Below are 16115 nucleotides of genomic sequence, written 5' to 3'. Positions count from 1 at the left end.
GGTCAGGAGCGTGGTCACATCGGCCAGCCTAACGAGGCCCACCGACATCATCGGGTGCAGGATGGTTGTCGGCGCAACTGTTAGTCGTACGAAGGAGAACCCATGACCGGCGACGCCGGACGGCCGCTGCTGCAGATCATCGTCGCGAGCACGCGGCCCGGGCGCATCGGCGAGCCCATCGCGCGGTGGTTCGCCGGGTACGCGGCCGAGCACGGCAGCTTCGAGGTCGAGATCGTCGACCTCGCCGAGGTGGGCCTGCCGATGTTCGCCGAGCCCGAGCACCCGCGCCTCGGCCGCTACACGCTGGACAGCACGAGGTCCTGGAGCGCGACCGTCGACCGCGCGGACGCCTTCGTCTTCGTCACCCCGGAGTACAACCACAGCTTCACCGCGCCGCTGAAGAACGCGCTGGACCACCTCAACCGCGAGTGGGCCGGCAAGCCCGCGACGATCGTCAGCTACGGCGGCGTGGCGGCCGGGACGCGGGCCGCCGAGGCGCTCTGGCCGGTCCTGGTGGGGCTGAACATGGTGCCGGTGTCGGCCGCGGTGCCGATCCCGTTCGCGATGAAGAACGTCTCCGGCGAGGGCGACGACCGCCTGTTCACCCCCGCGGCCGAGACCGAGGCGGGCGCGAAGGGGGCCCTGGACGGGCTGTCGGCCTGGGTCGAGCGGCTCGGCCGGTCCGGCGCGCAGGCCTGACACGCCGAACGCGCCGCGACCCGCCCCGGAGGGCGGGCCGCGGCGCGCGGGACTCACAGCCCGTTGCGCGTCACCGAGAAGTTGGTGACCTTGAGGCCCTGGCCGCCGGTCCACGGCTCGAAGCCCGCCTGCACGCTCGTCATGAACCAGGTCGGCTTGACGACGCCGCGGGCGGTCGCGTCACGGACGAACGCGTCGATGGGCAGGTTGGACACCGAGGTCGTCGGCGTCTTGCGCACGTAGGAGATGACCGGCAGGTCGATCTTGCCGTACCAGACCGTGTAGACCGCGCCGCCGATGACCACGTCGTAGTACGGCTTGCCGATTGGCTGCACCCACGAGGTGCGGTTGAGCCAGATCATCATCTCGGCGCCGGTGTTGCGGCCCTTGTTGGTCGCGGTCGGGTCGAACCAGATGTCGTAGGCGGTGTTGTACTGGCTGGTGGCCTTGTTCGTCGGGCCCGTGGTCGCGAAGTTCGAGCGGACCGTCCCGAGGGTGCGCACCGGCGCCGGGAACAGGTTCGTCGAGCCCGGGGTGCAGTAGCCGTAGACGCAGCCGCGGTAGAGCGACGGGTAGGACGACGGGCCGGCGTTGTTCGTGCCCTGCGCGACGTCGAGGGTGAAGCCGGTGTCGAACGGGGTGATGCACTGCTGCTTGTCGGTGCCCCAGCGGTTGTTCTGCGCGACGTACTTGCCGCCGACCCCGCGCGAACCGAACTGCTCGCACACCTGCGGGTAGGTCGCGGCGGACCCGACCGCGTTCCCGACGAGGAGCGACCCGCCGGCGACCACGAGGGTCAGCACCGCGGCGAGCAGGAAACGGGTGCGCCGGGTGGCCCGGGCCGCGGCGCGACGTACCGCAGCGCGACCGCCACGGACCTCCGTTGCGCCGACCGATGTCCGATCCGTCATCGTCTGTCCTACTCCCCCGTGACCGTCCGCAGCAGCGGGTACGCCGCGCGGTACGACCGCTTCCTCGTCGACCGTGACGGAACTGTTAGCGGGTCATCGGAAAGTCACCCTGACGAGCGTGTCCGGACCCCGTTCTCGGGCATGCTGCACCCGTGAGTCAGACAGCGGAGATCGGCGTCAGCGGCCTCGCCACGATGGGCCGGAACCTCGCACGCAACCTCGCGCGGCACGGGCACTCCGTGGCGTTGCACAACCGGACCGAGAAGCGCACGCGCGATCTCGCGGAGAACTTCGGCGACGAGGGCACGTTCGTCCCGGCGGCGTCCGCCGAGGAGTTCGTGCGGTCCCTGGAACGGCCGCGCCGGATCATCCTCATGGTGCCGGCGGGAGGGGCCACGGACGCCGTCATCGACGAGTTCACGCCCCTGCTCGAGCAGGGCGACGTCATCATCGACGCCGGCAACGCCCACTACGCCGACACCCGTCGCCGGGAGAAGGCCCTCTCCGAGCAGGGCCTGAACTTCGTCGGGATGGGCGTGTCCGGCGGCGAGGAGGGCGCCCTCAACGGGCCCTCGATCATGCCCGGCGGGCCGAAGGAGGCCTACGACAGCCTGGGCCCGCTGCTCGAGGACATCTCGGCGAAGGTCGACGGCGAACCGTGCTGCACGCACATCGGCGCGGACGGCGCGGGCCACTTCGTCAAGATGGTGCACAACGGCATCGAGTACGCCGACATGCAGCTGATCGCGGAGGCCTACGACCTCCTGCGGCAGGGACTGGGCATGGACCCCGCCGCGATCTCCGAGACCTTCACGTCCTGGAACTCCGGGCGCCTGGACTCCTACCTGATCGAGATCACCTCGGAGGTCCTCGCCCACGTCGACGCGTCGTCGGGCAAGCCGTTCGTCGACGTGGTGGCCGACGAGGCCGAGCAGAAGGGCACCGGGCGCTGGACGGTGCAGGCGGCCCTCGACCTCGGGGTCCCGGTCACCGGCATCGCCGAGGCCACCTTCGCCCGCTCCCTGTCGGGCAACCGCACCCTGCGCGACGCGGCCCGCGGGCTGCCCGGCGTCTCCGGGGCCCGCCTGGAGGGCGCGGCGGCCGAGGGCTTCGCCGCCGACATCGAGCAGGCCCTGTACGCCTCGAAGATCGTCGCCTACGCGCAGGGCTTCAACGAGATCCAGGCCGGCGCGCAGGAGTACGGTTGGGACATCGACCTCGGCCGGGTCGCGAGCATCTGGCGCGGCGGCTGCATCATCCGCGCGAAGTTCCTCGAGGAGATCACCGCGGCCTACTCGCGCGAGCCGAACCTGACCACGCTGCTCACCGACACCTCGTTCGCCGACGCGATCGGCGGCGCGCAGGACTCGTGGCGCCGCGTGGTGGCCAGCTCCGCCCAGCTCGGCATCCCGACCCCGGGCTTCTCCAGCGCGCTGGCCTACTACGACGGCATCCGCGCCGACCGGCTCCCGGCTGCGCTCGTGCAGGGCCAGCGGGACTTCTTCGGCGCCCACACCTACCGCCGGGTCGACCGCGAGGGGACCTTCCACACCGCGTGGGCGACGACCGACCGGGCGGAGTCCGAGGCATAGATCTCACCGTCGGCGGGAGAGAACCGGGCGATCCGGACGTTGGTGGGTCATGCTCCCGCTGCAGGCCCCTGCGCCCGATGACGGCGGTCTCGCCGGCTGGGCCACCGACCTGATGGCCACCTTCGGCGCCCCCGGCGCCGGACTGATCGTCGCCCTCGAAAACGTGTTCCCCCCGATCCCGTCGGAGATCGTCCTGCCGCTGGCGGGCTTCGCGGCGGGTCGGGGGGAGTTCTCGGTCTGGGCGGCGATCATCTGGACGACGGCGGGATCCGTCGTCGGGGCCTTCGCGCTCTACCTGGTCGGGATGCTCTGCAGCGACTCCTGGGTCCGCCGCACCCTCGCGCGGATGCCGCTGGTCGGCGAGGACGACGTCGCGAAGGCCGAGGCGTGGTTCGACCGCCACGGCCGCGCCTCGGTGTTCTGGGGCCGCATGATCCCGGGCGTCCGGTCGTTCGTGTCCATCCCCGCCGGCCAGCGCCGCATGCCGTGGTGGGAGTTCCTCGGGTTCACCGCGGTCGGCAGCCTGATCTGGAACGCGGTCTTCGTCGGCGGCGGCTACGCCCTGGGCTCGCAGTGGCAGCTGGTCGAGCAGTACGCCGGCGTGTTCCAGACGGTGGTCCTGGTGCTGTTGGTCGGGCTGGTCGTGTTCATGCTGGTCAAGCGGTACCGCAGGCACCGGCGGGTCAAGAAGATGGAGGCCAACACCCAGGTCCTCCGGATTCCCGACGACGGGTCCTAGCGGGTCCTCGACACGCCCCCCAGCAGGTCGACGACGCGGTCCCAGGGGTTGCGGGCGCCCTCCGGGTAGCGTGCCCGCGAGCGCACGTCCCGGCGGGACCCGGGGGTGTACCGGCGGCGCGCCCAGGGTGAGGTCGGCCGGGCGAGGCGGAGGGCCCCGAGCAGGGCGACCGGCGGGACGAGGATCCCGACGATCGCGGTGACGATCTTGCCCTTGAAGGCCGCGGTGATCGCCGCGCCCGACGTCACGACGATCGAGACCGCCACCCCGAGCGCCCCGTCCTCGCCCGTCGTCCCGAACGGGTTGGCGCCGAGGATCAGCAGCGTCCCCACGACCGCGACCATCAGCACCGCGTCCACCGACAGTCGGCCCTCGTCGGACCAGTACACGTCGGCCAGACGCAGCCACAGGGCGAACTCGTCGAGCGCGAGGGCCGCGCCGGCGCCGAAGGCGACCGCCAGCACCGTCCGCCACGCGCCGTCCGGCCGGTAGACGAACTCCCCCGCGCCGGCCAGCAGCATCAGCGCGATCCCGTACACCAGGTGGTGGACGTGCACGCCGCCGACCGAGGTGTCGCGGAACGGTCCGCGCCCCGCCCGGATCAGCCGCGTGATGCCCCGGGTCACGAGGAACACCACGAGGAACGCCCCGAGCATCCAGATCGCGGTGATGCGGCCGGGCACCAGGCCGACGTCGACGGTCAGGGTCATCGCCGGCCTCCTCGCTGCGTCGCCGATCACCAGCCTGACCGATCACCGGCGCGCGCACGAGATCGGGACCGGTCACGAGGGGCCGGGCCCGCGGGGCACACCCCCGACCGTGTCGACCAGCGCGTCCCACCGGGTCCGCCGGCCCTCCGGGAAACGGGCCCGGGCGCGCACGTCCTTCGACGACCCGGGGCGGTAGCGCCGGCGGGCCCAGACCGACCTCGGCCGGGCGAGCCGGACGGCACCCACCACCGCCACGACCGGCAGGACGACCCCCACGATCGCGGTGGCCACCTTCCCCTTGAGCGCGGCGACCACCGCGAAGGCGACCGTCCCGACGACGGTCAGCACGACCGCGACGGTGTCCCCGGCCTCGTCGAATCCGAACGGGTCGGCGCCGAGGGCGACCAGCAGGCCCACCACGGCCACGACGAGCACCGTCTCGACCGAGAGCCGGCCCTCGGGCGACCAGTAGACGTCGGCCAGGCGGAGCCACAGCGCGAACTCGTCGAGGGTGAGCGCGGCCCCCGCCCCGAACGCGACGGCGAGCACGATCTGCCACGCGCCGTCGGGCCGGTAGACGAACTCGCCCGCCCCGGCGAGCAGCATCAGGGCGATGCCGTAGACGAGGTGGTGGACGTGGACCCCGCCGACCGACGTGTCGCGGAACGGTCCGCGCCCGGACCGGATCAGCCGCGTGACGACCCGGGTCGCCACGAACACGACGAGGAACGACCCCAGCATCACGAGCGCGACGAGCCGCTCCGGGGCCAGGTCGATGACGACGTCCATCCGGGTGTCCCTCCGTGCAACGGAACACCCACCGTGACGTATCGACGCGAACGACGCGAGGTTGCCGCAGGTCACGGATCGGCCACTCTCGACCGGAGCGCGGCGAGACGTCACGATGACCCGTATGACGGAGACCGTCGACACCGGGCGTGACCAGCGGCTGCTGCTCCTGTCCGTGTGGGCCTCGGCCGCGTTCGCCGTCGTCTCGTGCGTGTGGGGAGCGCTGGTCGGGTCGTCGATGATCGTCTTCGACGGGCTCTACTCGTTCGCCTCGATCGGGCTCTCGCTGCTCGCGGTCGCGGCCCTGCGGACCTCGCGGCGCGGCCCGGACGAGACGCACCCGTGGGGGCGCGAGGAGTGGGAACCGGTCGCCGTCGTCGTGAAGGCGCTCGCGCTGGGGGCACTGTCGGTCTACGCGATCGCCGGCGGCGTCACCGACCTGCTCGACGGGGGACGGGACGTGGCGACCGGCTGGGCCCTCGCCTACGCCGTGCTCGCGACGGCCGGCGGGGTCGCCGTGACCCTCGCCATGCGGCGCGGCCGGGGCGGGCTGGTGCGCGCGGAGGCCGCGGAGTGGCAGGGCGACACCCTGCTCTCGGTCGGGGTCCTCGTCGGGTTCGGCATCGCCGCGGCGCTGGTCGGCGCCGGACGCCCGGACCTCGCGGCCTACGTCGACCCGGGCATGGTCGTCGTGGTCTCGCTGGCCTTCCTGCGCGTGCCCGCCGGGCTGGTCGCCCGGGGCATGCGGGAGCTGCTGGCCATGGCTCCTCCCGAGGAGACGATGCGCGCCCTGCACGACACCGTCGAGGCCGTCCGCGACCGCTACCGGATGCGCGAGGGGCTCGTCCGGGCCTCGCAGGTCGGCTCGCGGGTCGACGTCGAGATCGACTTCGTCGTCGACGACGGCTCGACCGTGCGCACCGTCGCCGACTGCGACGACGTCCGCGCCGACCTGCACGACCGACTCGTCGCCCTCGGCCACGAGCGGTCCGTGGTCGTCGCCTTCACGACCGACCCGAGGTGGGCCCGATGAGCACGACCGACACGAGGAGCACGACCAGGCCGCGTGAGGAGATCGTCGTGCACCTCGGTGCCCCCGCCGAGCTCCTCGCCGTCGACCCGCTGGGCGCGCTGCGCGCGCCCGTCGGGGAGCGGGTCCGCCTGTCGCCCGGGGTCGACGAGCTGCTCGGCGAGCTCCTCGGCCGGTCCGGCGTCCGGCGCTCGCGCCGGGTGGTCCTCACGCTCCCCGCGACCGAGCTGGCCGACGCCGGGGTCGCCGAGCAGCTGGAGGCCGCCCTGCGGCGGTGGTGCACCGCGCGGACCGAACGCGTCGAGCGGGAGAGCCGCGCGCTGTGGCGTCAGGGCCTGTGGTCGTTGCGCAGCGGCCTGGTGCTCTTCGCGATCGGGCTGCTGCTGTCGTCGGGCTTCCTCGAGCCGGACGTGCCCGAGGTCCTCCAGAACCTGCTCGGCAACGGCGTCTTCTCCGTCATCGCCTGGATCGGGCTGTGGTACCCGCTCGACCTGCTCTTCTTCGCCCGCTCCCCCGCGAGGCGGGAGATGCGGGCGCTGGACGTGCTGGCGACGATGCCCGTGGAGGTGCGGCCGCGTCCCTGAAGCGCTACGCGCGACCCTGGCGGGCGCGGTTGCGCTGCCGGTTGCGCAGGTGCGAGTCCAGCTCGACCTTCCGGATCCGGACGGCCGACGGGGTGACCTCGACGCACTCGTCCTCGGAGCAGAACTCCAGGGCCTGCTCGAGGGAGAGGATGCGCGGCGGGGTGAGACGCTCGAGGACGTCCTGGCTCGACTGGCGCATGTTGGTCAACTTCTTCTCGCGGACGATGTTGACCTCCATGTCCTCCGAGCGGGAGTTCTCCCCGATGACCATGCCGGTGTAGACCGTCGTGGTCGGTGCGACGAACAGGTCGCCGCGGTCGGCCAGCAGCCCCACGGCGTGCCCGGTCACCGCACCACCGCGATCGGCGATCAACGAGCCGGACAGCCGTGCCCGCAGCTCGCCGACCCACGGGCCGTAGCCGTCGAACAGCTGGTTCGCGATGCCGGTGCCGCGGGTCTCGGTGAGGAACTCGGTCCGGAAGCCGATCAGGCCGCGCGAGGGGACCCGGTACTCCAGGCGGACGTGGTCCGACGACGCCGAGTGCGTCATCTCCAGCATCTCGCCCTTGCGGGCCGCGAGGAGCTGCGTCACCGCGCCCAGGTGCTCGTCGGGAACGTCCACCGAGAGCCGCTCGAACGGCTCGTGCAGCTTCCCGTCGATCTCGCGCGTGACGACCTCGGGCTTGCCGACGGTCAGCTCGAAGCCCTCGCGGCGCATCGTCTCGACGAGGATGGCCAGCGCCAGCTCGCCGCGACCCTGCACCTCCCACGCGTCCGGGCGCTCGGTGGGCAGGACGCGCATCGACACGTTGCCGACGAGCTCGGCGTCGAGCCGGTTCTTCAGCAGGCGGGCGGTGAGCTTCGTGCCCGGCTTGGGGTCACGGCCCGCCAGCGGGGAGGTGTTGATCCCGATCGTCATCGCGATCGCCGGCTCGTCGACGGTGATCCGCGGGAGCGGGCGCGGGTCGTCCGGGTCCGCGAGCGTGTCGCCGATGGTGACCTCGGCGATGCCGGCCACCGCGACGATGTCGCCGGCGTCGGCGTGCTCGGCCGACACCCGCTCCAGACCCTCGGTGCGCAGCAGCTCGGTGACCTTGACGCGGGTGACGCTGCCGTCCTCGCGGCACCAGCCGACCTGCTGGCCGCGGCGGATCCGACCGGAGCGCACGCGGCACAGCGCGATGCGGCCCAGGTACGACGAGGCGTCGAGGTTGGTGACGTGGGCCTGGAGCGGCCCCTCCGGGTCGTCGGCCGGGGCCGGGACCTCGGAGAGCAGCAGCTCGAACAGCGGGTCCAGGTTCTCCGAGTCCGGCACGGTGCCGTCGGCGGGGCGCTCCAGCGAGGCCTTCCCGGCGCGCGCGGAAGCGTAGACGACCGGGAGCTCCAGCAGCTGCGCGACGACGTCGTCGTCCATCTCGAGGTCGGTGGCGAGCTCGAGCAGGAGCTCCAGCGACTCGTCCACGACCTCCGCGCAGCGGGCGTCGGCGCGGTCGGTCTTGTTCACCGCCAGGATCACCGGCAGGCGCGCGGCCAGCGCCTTGCGCAGCACGAAGCGCGTCTGCGGCAGGGGGCCCTCGGAGGCGTCGACCAGCAGCACCACGCCGTCCACCATCGACAGCCCGCGCTCGACCTCGCCGCCGAAGTCGGCGTGGCCGGGGGTGTCGATGATGTTGAAGGTGACGTCCCCGCGGCGCACGGCCGTGTTCTTCGCGAGGATCGTGATGCCCTTCTCGCGCTCGAGGTCGCCGGAGTCCATGACCCGGTCGACGAGCTCGGCACGCGCGGAGAAGGCCCCCGACTGGCGGAGCATGGCGTCGACGAGGGTGGTCTTGCCGTGGTCGACGTGGGCGACGATCGCGATGTTGCGCAGGTCGTCGCGCAGTCCGTGATCGGCGGACCCGGTCCGCTCAGGTGCGGTCGTGGTCACGAGGAGAGGCTTCCTGATGGAGGGCGGTTACCGTCCCAGGTTACCGACCGTGATCCGTCGCATCGTCGGGTGGACCGATGGCGTGCGCCACGTGGTCTCCCGCGACCGCTTCTGCGAGCCGTTCCCCCAGCAGCGGGGCGAACTTCGCGAGGTTGCCGCCCCAGAGCGCGTGCACGTTCCCGACGCGCGCCGTGCGGACCCCGTCGCCCTCCCCCGCCGTCGGGGTGCAGGTCACCTCGTCGACCGGGTCGGGCTCGAGCTCGGGGAGCCGGTCGGCGACGTGCGCGGTGAGCGCCTCGCGGGACCGGTGGCGGACCTCGTCGAGGGTGTTCGCCGCCGTCGTCGTGACGGCGTCGGGCAGGTGGCCGCCGATCGCCCAGTGCCCCTCGGGCGTGCGGTGCTGGTAGGTCGCATCGTCGATGTGGGCGGGTGGGACGGAGGACCGGGCCGTGCGGAACCGGAAGGCGAACCGCACGTGGTGACACAGCTCGTCCGGCACCGTGACGCCGACCTGCGCGGCCAGCTCGGCCGTCCCCGCGCCCGCCGTCAGGACGATCGCGTCGGCCTCCAGCTCGTCGAGGTCGACGACGCGGCCGGGGCGCAGGTGGTCGCGCAGCGCCTCCTGCAGCAGGCGGCCGGCGCCGGCGAGGTCGAGGGCTCCCCCGGCCGGGTCATGCAGCACCGACCCGTCGGTCCGTCCCAGCGTTCCCGACGGCGGGGCTCCCACCTCGTGAGCCGCGCCCGCGGCCGCCATCGCGGCGGCCCAGTCGTCGACCCGCGGCCCGGAGACGATCGCGCCCTCGTCCCCGACGAGCGGCCGGCCGGCGCGCTCCGACCAGGCGTCCCAGAGCCCGCGGGCCTCGACCGCCGCGGCCACGAGCTCCGGGTCGCCGTGGGCCAGGCGGAAGATCCGGGAGGCTCCGGCGCTGCGCGCGCCCATCGGCCGGTGCGCCTCGAGCACCAGCACGTCGTGCCCGCGCCGGACGAGCGCGTCCGCCGTCGCGAGCCCCACGATCCCGGCGCCGACCACGGTGACCCGCACGAAACTCAGGGTCGCACCCCGATCCCGCGGTCCGCATCCGCGCGCAGGATCGTCGTCATGAAGATCGTGGTGTGGATCCTGGTCGGTATCGGCACGCTCGTGCTGCTCGGTGGGGTCGTCCTGCCCCTCGTGCACTGGCTGCTCGGCGCGCTCGGCTGGCTGATCGCGGGCGCGCTCGTGATCGGCGGCGGCCTGTGGCTCGCGAAGCGGGCGCAGTCGCGCGGGGAGGTGGCACCCCCGCAGGACGCGCAGCGCCTGCCGTGAGCGCCCACGCTCAGCGCGGGAGCTTCACCACCGACACGAAGAAGTCGTCGATCTGGCGGATGATGTCGATGAAGCGCTCGAAGTCGACGGGCTTCGCGACGTAGGCGTTCGCGTGCAGGTCGTAGCTGCGCAGGATGTCCTCCTCGGCCTGCGACGTGGTCAGCACGACCACGGGGATGGCCCGCAGGGTCTCGTCGGACTTGATCTCCTCGAGGACCTGCCGGCCGTCCTTCCGCGGGAGGTTGAGGTCCAGCAGGATCAGTCCGGGCCGAGGGGCGTCGGTGTAGGAGCCCTCGCGGCGCAGGAACTCCAGGGCCTCCACGCCGTCGGACACGACGTGCAGGGTGTTGCGCAGCTTGTGGTGCTCGAACGCCTCGCGGGTCATGAGGACGTCGCCCTCGTCGTCCTCGACCAGCAGCACGTCGATCTCGTCAGGCGCCATCTCGGGTGTCCTCCAGGGGAGCTGGGTCGGGAACGAGCGCGGGCAGGGCGACGACGAACGTGCTGCCGGGGTCCGGGGTGTCCTCCAGCCAGATGGTCCCGCCGTGGTGCTCGACGATCTTGCGGCACATCGCGAGGCCGATCCCCGTGCCGGGGTAGGCGGACTTGCCGTGCAGGCGCTGGAAGATCGCGAAGATCTGGTCACCGTACTCCGGCTCGATCCCGATCCCGTTGTCGGTGAAGCGCAGGAGCCAGCGGTCGTCGTCGCGCCGCGCCTCGACGTGCACCTGCGGCGGTGCCTCGCCCCGGAACTTCAGCGCGTTGCCCAGCAGGTTCTGGAACACGGTGGCCAGCAGTGCCGGGTCGGCGTGCACCCGGGGCAGCTCGCCGCGGGTGATCTCGCCCCCGGACTCCTCGAGGGCACCGCCGAGGTTGCGGGCAGCCCGGTCGACGAGCTCGCCGCTGTCGACCTCCTCGGCCGGCCCGTCGGCCCGCCCGACCCGGGAGAACGCCAGCAGGTCGTTGATGAGCACCTGCATGCGCTTCGCGCCGTCGACGGCGAACTCGATGTACTGGTCGGCCTTCTCGTCGAGCTGCCCGCCGTAGCGGCGCTGCAGGAGCTGGCAGAAGCTGGTCACCTTGCGCAGCGGCTCCTGCAGGTCGTGCGAGGCGACGTAGGCGAACTGCTCCAGGTCGGCGTTGGACCGCTCGAGCTCCCGCCCGCGCTCGTCGAGCTCACCGCGGGCCTTCTCGATGGTGTCCATCTCGGTCAGCAGCGCCTGGCGCATCGCGTCGACGTCGCGGCTGAGCGAGGTGATCTCCTTCGGCCCGCGGACTCCCACCGGGTGCTGCAGGTCGCCCGAGGCCACATCCCGCACGGCCGCGGCGAGCTCCTCGGTCGGCCGGACGACGGCCCGGCGGAGCCAGACGAGCAGCCAGACGAGTCCCGCGGCGAGGACCACCAGGGCCGCGAGGCCCACCAGGTCGACGGTGCGCGCGGCCGCGTTCGCCCGCTCGAGGGCGACCGGACCGAGCTGCGGCAGCAGGGCGTTGCGCTCCCGGGCGAGGGCCGCGAGGGCCAGCCCGACGACGACGCCCGCCGCGACGAGCAGGACGGCGCCGGCGATGCCCGCCGTGACCAGCAGGCGGTGCAGCGAGCGGCGGGCGAGCGGGTCGCGTCCCACCGGGGGCGACGCGGTCGGGGCGCTCACCGGCCGGACACCACGAGGACCGCGGCCACGTCGTCGGTCCGCTCGACGGTCCGCTCCTGCACGCGGGTCATCACCCGGTCCAGCATCCGCTCCGCGGAGAACCCGTCGTCGGCCTCCTCCCCCAGGCACTGCTCCAGGACCGCGAGCAGGCCCTCGGTGCCGAGGACGTCGTCGCCCTCGGACACCGCCGACGGCACGGGCCGTCCCTCGACGAGCCCGTCGGTGTACAGCAGCATCGCCCAGCCCTCCGGCAACGGGATCTCCAGGTCCTCCCACCGGTCGTCGGGAACGACCCCGATCGGCCGGCCCAGCCGGGTCACCGGCAGCGGGCTCGCCCCGCCGCCGGTCGGCAGCAGGACGGGCGGCGGGTGCCCGGCGAGCCGCAGGCGGGCCCGACGGCGGTCGGGGTCGACGGTCAGGACGGCGAGCGTCGCGAAGATCCCGGTCCGCGCCCGCTCGTGGACGAGCAGGCGCCCGAGGGTGGGCAGCATCTGCGTGTCGGAGGTCTCGGCGAGCACCACCGTCCGCCACGCGATCCGCAGGTTCACGCCGAGCGCGGCCTCGTCGGGACCGTGCCCGCAGACGTCGCCGATCACCACGTGCAGGGTGCCGTCCGGCCCCTCGACCGCGTCGTAGAAGTCCCCGCCGAGCAGCCGGCGCCCGCCGCCGGGTTCGTAGCGCACGGCGATCGCGACGTCGGGGTCGGTCACCAGGGGCGTCGGCAGCAGACCGCGCTCCAGGCGGACGTTCTCCTCCGCCCGGGCGTTCGCGTCCCAGAGCTGCTGGCGGACCCGCTCGCCGCGGACGCGCTCGACGGCGTACCGCAGCGCGCGCGAGAGCGAGGCCCCGTCGACGTGGTTCTTGAGCAGGTAGTCCTGGGCCCCGGCGGCGACCGCCCGGGTCCCGAGCTCGTGGTCGTGGCGGCCGGTCAGGACGACGACGGCCGGTCCTCCGTACCCGCCCAGCATCCGCTGCAGGGCGTCGAGACCGTGCGCGTCGGGCAGGGCCAGGTCGAGCAGCACGCACTCGATGCCGGCCAGCTGCCCGAGCGCCTCGGTGAGGGTCCGGGCCCGGTGGAGCATGACGCGGAAGCCGCCCGCCACCTCGGCGTCGGCGAGGTGCTCGGCGACCAGCATCGCATCCGCGTCGTCGTCCTCGACGAGGAGCAGCGAGAGGGGCGCGGAGGCCTCGCCGACCGTGTCCAAGCACCCTCCTGCGCAGCACCGCGGCACGCCGCGGAGTCGAGCGTCGCCGTGATCGTAGTGCTCGCCCCGCGGGGCCCCGGCGACTGCCCCGGTCAGCCCTTCGCGGACCGGTCCGAGCCGGGCGCGAACACGCCGTCGGGGAACGCCCCGGCCGCGAGGACCCGCTTGGCCAGGCCGCCGGCCAGCTCGGCGAGCTCGGCCGCGTCGTCCCCGAGGGACTCCATCGGGGCGGCCGACAGGCGCGAGGTCTCCGCCTCGACGTCCTCGCGCAGCGCCGCGCCGGCGGTCGAGAGCGCGAGTGCCCCGTCGTCGAGCAGGCCCCGCTCCCGCAGCCCCGCCGCGGCGTCGCCCCACTGCTCCACGGACCAGCCGCGGGTCTTCTGGGCCACCTCGGGGACGAAGCCCCGGCCGGTCGCGGTGTGCAGGACCAGGGCCTCCAGCCCGGACAGGCCCGCCCCGAGCAGGGCGTGGAGGTGCCCGTCGCCGCGGTACTCGCGCAGCAGCGTCACCGCGTGCCACAGGAGCAGGTGCGGCTCGTCGGGCCAGGGCAGGTCGGCGTGGGCGGCGTAGAGCGTGCGGTCCTCCGGGGTGCACGCCTCGGAGGCGCGGCGGGCGAGGACGCCGGCCCGCTCCACCTCGCGGGACGACACGGCGTCGGTGAGCAGGCGGCGCAGGGCCGAGTCCGCGGCGCGCAGGCGGGCGTTGAGGACGTCCGCCGGAGCGGCCGACGACCAGATGCCGGGCACGAAGCGGGCGATCAGGGCCGGGTTGAAGTTGAAGTAGGTCGCGGTGACGACGCCCGGACCCACCGCTCCCATCGCGGCCGACCGGTGCGCGAAGTACTGCGCCCGCGGGTGCTCGATGCCCAGCGGCGCGAGCTCCTCGCCGACCTCGGGTGCGAAGTAGATCATCGAGTGCAGGGGTTCGAGCCGGCGGTACAGGCGGGCGACGTCGGTGTGCTCCACGGCCGCACGGTAACGCGATCACACCCGGGCGTGGGCACACTGGAGGCCGTGACCCGGTGGCCGGAACGCGCTCCCCTCGGCGGCCTGGCGCCCCGGCGCCGCCTGTTCGTCCTCGTCATGGTGGCGATCGTGCTGGCCGTCGGGGTGCTGGTCGGGGTGTCGGTCGCGCGGGAGTACGCCGTCCCGGACCGCGCCGACCCCGCCGTCATGGGCCCGGTCGTCCTCGTCCCCGGCTACGGCGGGAACACCGCGGCGCTGCAGGCGCTGGCGCTGCGCCTGCAGGTGGTGGGCCGCCCCGCCGTCGTCGTGGATCTTCCCGACGGCGGGACGGGGGACTTCGCCGCGCAGGCCGCAGCCATCGACGACACCGTCCGCGACCTCCTCCGCCACGACGACGCGACCAGCGTCGACCTGATCGGCTACTCCGCGGGCGGCGTCGCCTCGTGGCTCTACCTGCAGACGGGGACGACCGCGCCCGCGATCCGCCGTCTCGTCACCCTGGGATCACCGCTGCAGGGCGCGGAACTCGCCGCGGCGGGCGGGGCGCTCGTGCCGGGTGCGTGCCCGCGGGCGTGCCAGCAGCTCGCCCCCGGCAGCTCGCTGCTCAACCGCCTGCAGGCCGGCGAGCGGCCGGACATCCCGTGGCTCTCGCTCTGGACCGACCAGGACCGCACCGTCACCCCACCGGAGTCCTCCGCCCTCCCGGGGGTGCGCTCGATCCGGCTGCAGGGCGTCTGCGGCGGCATCCTGATCGGCCACGGCCAGCTCCCGACGGCGGGTCTCGCGATCGGGCTGACGCTGCGGGCGCTGGGGACCGGGCCGCTCCCGGGCACGGTGCCGGGTGAGTGCTCGCGGCTGCAGGCCGAGGGGGTCGGCCGCCCGGTGCTGGTCGGGACGCGGTGAGTCAGCCCGCGGACGCCGGGGCGAGCGCGGCCAGGGCGTCGGCGGCGGGGACGACGTAGTAGGCGCCGGTGAGCGGCGTCGTCCAGCGGGTGAGGGCGTCGCGCGGGCCGTCCGTGCCGACCATCGCGTCCAGCATCGTCGCGAGCGGCCGCTGCTCGGCGCAGAACCCGACGAACATCGTGCCGTGGCGCTCGGTGGAGCCCCAGGCGGTGTTGCGGCGGAAGATGTGCCCGTAGGTGTCCTGGTCGGTCCGCCCGGCGTGCGCGTCGCCGGCCTTCGGGTCCTGCTCGACGCTGTCGGCCTTGCTGCGCCCGATGACGGCCTCCTGAGCCGCGGTGTCCAGGGCCAGCCACGCCAGGTCGTGCACCCACTTCTGCAGCAGCAGCACCGAACCCCCCGCGCCCGCGGCGCCGTCGGGGATCGTCACGACCCCCGGGGCCTCCAGCGCGGGCGGGTTCTCCGTGCCGTCCTCGAAGCCGGTGAGGTCGCGGTCGGCGTGGTGGGACCAGGCGGGCAGTTCCTCGGCGAGGTGCGCCACCGGGCCGAGGGCGGCGACCACCGCGGCGGCCTCGTCGAACACCGTGGACCGGTCGCCCCCGGCCACCCAGACCACCGCGTCGTGCTGCGTCGCCGGCATCGTGAACCCGTCCGGACCCACGACCGGCTCGTCGAACCCGTGCGCGTCGGGTGCCCGGTCGGGTGCCACGCGTGCCCAGAGTTCGGGGCGGATCCCGACGACGACGCTCGTGGCCCCGGTCGTCTTCACCGAGGCCGCGAGACCGGCGGCGGCCCTGACCAGCGCGGTCGGATCGTCGCCGGCGTCGAACTCGAGGTAGGCGTGCGACGCGGTCCCCAGCGCCAGGATGCCGTTCTGCGGTACGGGCACGGCGCGGACCGTACTCCTCGGATTGCTCCGAACGGCTCTTGATCTTCTCGAACACGTGTTCGATCATGGGTGCATGACGGCGGCGGTGTGGTTCCTGGACCCGAACGGGTCCTGGCGTCCCCGCGCCGAACGCACCCCGATGCCGCCGTCGGGCGAGCCGGGTGAGCGGTTGGCGCGGCTCCTGCCGCTCCGGCCGCCGGAACCGGAGCCCGACGCT

Annotated in this window: 17 protein-coding genes; 7 read left to right on the top strand and 10 right to left on the bottom strand. The window is 73.7% G+C overall.

Going from position 1 to position 16115, the window contains the following annotated elements:
- The first annotated feature begins 102 nt into the window (after positions 1 to 102).
- Entirely contained in the window at positions 103 to 699 is a 597-nt protein-coding gene (locus WCD74_RS20290) for an NADPH-dependent FMN reductase (protein WP_337696692.1), read from the top strand.
- 53 nt (positions 700 to 752) lie between these two features.
- Here WCD74_RS20290 and WCD74_RS20285 read toward each other — a convergent pair whose 3' ends face one another.
- Positions 753 to 1610 carry a GH12 family glycosyl hydrolase domain-containing protein gene (locus tag WCD74_RS20285; protein ID WP_337696691.1) on the bottom strand — a complete coding sequence of 286 codons (858 nt, stop codon included), beginning with the start codon at positions 1608 to 1610 and terminating at the stop codon, positions 753 to 755.
- Between the two features lie 152 nt (positions 1611 to 1762).
- On the opposite strand from WCD74_RS20285, the gene gnd reads away from it, so the two are divergent.
- Together gnd and WCD74_RS20275 are read left to right on the top strand one after the other, a co-directional pair.
- Entirely contained in the window at positions 1763 to 3202 is a 1440-nt protein-coding gene (gene gnd / locus WCD74_RS20280) for an NADP-dependent phosphogluconate dehydrogenase (protein WP_337696690.1), read from the top strand.
- 49 nt (positions 3203 to 3251) lie between these two features.
- Positions 3252 to 3941 (top strand): DedA family protein, encoded by a 690-nt coding sequence (locus tag WCD74_RS20275; RefSeq protein ID WP_337696689.1) that lies wholly within the window; start codon positions 3252 to 3254, stop codon positions 3939 to 3941.
- On the opposite strand, the gene WCD74_RS20270 is transcribed toward WCD74_RS20275, so the two are convergent.
- Positions 3938 to 4651 (bottom strand): hypothetical protein, encoded by a 714-nt coding sequence (locus tag WCD74_RS20270; RefSeq protein ID WP_337696688.1) that lies wholly within the window; start codon positions 4649 to 4651, stop codon positions 3938 to 3940. The two genes, WCD74_RS20275 and WCD74_RS20270, sit on opposite strands and share 4 nt — an antisense overlap.
- 72 nt (positions 4652 to 4723) lie before the next feature.
- On the bottom strand, positions 4724 to 5440 hold the full coding sequence (locus WCD74_RS20265) for a hypothetical protein (protein WP_337696687.1): 717 nt from the start codon (positions 5438 to 5440) through the stop codon (positions 4724 to 4726).
- A gap of 124 nt (positions 5441 to 5564) precedes the next feature.
- On the opposite strand from WCD74_RS20265, the gene WCD74_RS20260 reads away from it, so the two are divergent.
- On the top strand, positions 5565 to 6473 hold the full coding sequence (locus tag WCD74_RS20260) for a cation diffusion facilitator family transporter (protein ID WP_337696686.1): 909 nt from the start codon (positions 5565 to 5567) through the stop codon (positions 6471 to 6473).
- Complete coding sequence (locus tag WCD74_RS20255) at positions 6470 to 7054, top strand: hypothetical protein (RefSeq protein WP_337696685.1); 585 nt, start codon at positions 6470 to 6472, stop codon at positions 7052 to 7054. Before WCD74_RS20260 ends, WCD74_RS20255 begins: the two co-directional genes overlap by 4 nt.
- Positions 7055 to 7058: 4 nt before the next feature.
- Here WCD74_RS20255 and typA read toward each other — a convergent pair whose 3' ends face one another.
- Both typA and WCD74_RS20245 read right to left on the bottom strand, forming a co-directional pair.
- On the bottom strand, positions 7059 to 8981 hold the full coding sequence (typA, locus tag WCD74_RS20250) for a translational GTPase TypA (protein WP_337696684.1): 1923 nt from the start codon (positions 8979 to 8981) through the stop codon (positions 7059 to 7061).
- A 40-nt stretch (positions 8982 to 9021) separates the two neighbouring features.
- The gene (locus WCD74_RS20245) at positions 9022 to 10023 is read right to left on the bottom strand and encodes an NAD(P)/FAD-dependent oxidoreductase (protein ID WP_337696683.1); all 1002 of its coding nucleotides are present in this window, start codon (positions 10021 to 10023) and stop codon (positions 9022 to 9024) included.
- A gap of 57 nt (positions 10024 to 10080) precedes the next feature.
- Here WCD74_RS20245 and WCD74_RS20240 point away from each other — a divergent pair, with 57 nt between their 5' ends.
- Positions 10081 to 10287 carry a hypothetical protein gene (locus tag WCD74_RS20240; protein ID WP_337696682.1) on the top strand — a complete coding sequence of 69 codons (207 nt, stop codon included), beginning with the start codon at positions 10081 to 10083 and terminating at the stop codon, positions 10285 to 10287.
- 10 nt (positions 10288 to 10297) lie between these two features.
- Here WCD74_RS20240 and WCD74_RS20235 read toward each other — a convergent pair whose 3' ends face one another.
- The 4 genes from WCD74_RS20235 to WCD74_RS20220 all read right to left on the bottom strand — a co-directional run bounded on the left by WCD74_RS20235 (position 10298) and on the right by WCD74_RS20220 (position 14109).
- Entirely contained in the window at positions 10298 to 10729 is a 432-nt protein-coding gene (locus WCD74_RS20235) for a response regulator (protein ID WP_337696681.1), read from the bottom strand.
- On the bottom strand, positions 10719 to 11939 hold the full coding sequence (locus WCD74_RS20230) for a sensor histidine kinase (protein ID WP_337696680.1): 1221 nt from the start codon (positions 11937 to 11939) through the stop codon (positions 10719 to 10721). Before WCD74_RS20230 ends, WCD74_RS20235 begins: the two co-directional genes overlap by 11 nt.
- Complete coding sequence (locus WCD74_RS20225; protein WP_337696679.1) at positions 11936 to 13144, bottom strand: PP2C family protein-serine/threonine phosphatase; 1209 nt, start codon at positions 13142 to 13144, stop codon at positions 11936 to 11938. The genes WCD74_RS20230 and WCD74_RS20225 overlap by 4 nt, the downstream gene beginning before the upstream one ends.
- 92 nt (positions 13145 to 13236) lie before the next feature.
- Positions 13237 to 14109: an SCO6745 family protein gene (locus WCD74_RS20220; RefSeq protein ID WP_337696678.1), complete on the bottom strand. Its 873-nt coding sequence runs from the start codon at positions 14107 to 14109 to the stop codon at positions 13237 to 13239.
- A gap of 117 nt (positions 14110 to 14226) precedes the next feature.
- Between WCD74_RS20220 and WCD74_RS20215 the strand changes: the two genes are divergently transcribed.
- Complete coding sequence (locus WCD74_RS20215; RefSeq protein ID WP_373696108.1) at positions 14227 to 15012, top strand: esterase/lipase family protein; 786 nt, start codon at positions 14227 to 14229, stop codon at positions 15010 to 15012.
- A 1-nt stretch (position 15013) separates the two neighbouring features.
- On the opposite strand, the gene WCD74_RS20210 is transcribed toward WCD74_RS20215, so the two are convergent.
- Positions 15014 to 15898, bottom strand: a complete 885-nt coding sequence (locus tag WCD74_RS20210) for a Dyp-type peroxidase (RefSeq protein ID WP_337696676.1) — start codon at positions 15896 to 15898, stop codon at positions 15014 to 15016.
- Positions 15899 to 16115: the final 217 nt, after the last annotated feature.

It is taken from the genome of Actinomycetospora aurantiaca, assembly GCF_037401875.1.
Taxonomy (GTDB): domain Bacteria; phylum Actinomycetota; class Actinomycetes; order Mycobacteriales; family Pseudonocardiaceae; genus Actinomycetospora; species Actinomycetospora aurantiaca.
The sequence above is the reverse complement of the archived record's forward strand: the minus strand, read 5'-3'. Positions and strand labels throughout refer to the sequence as shown.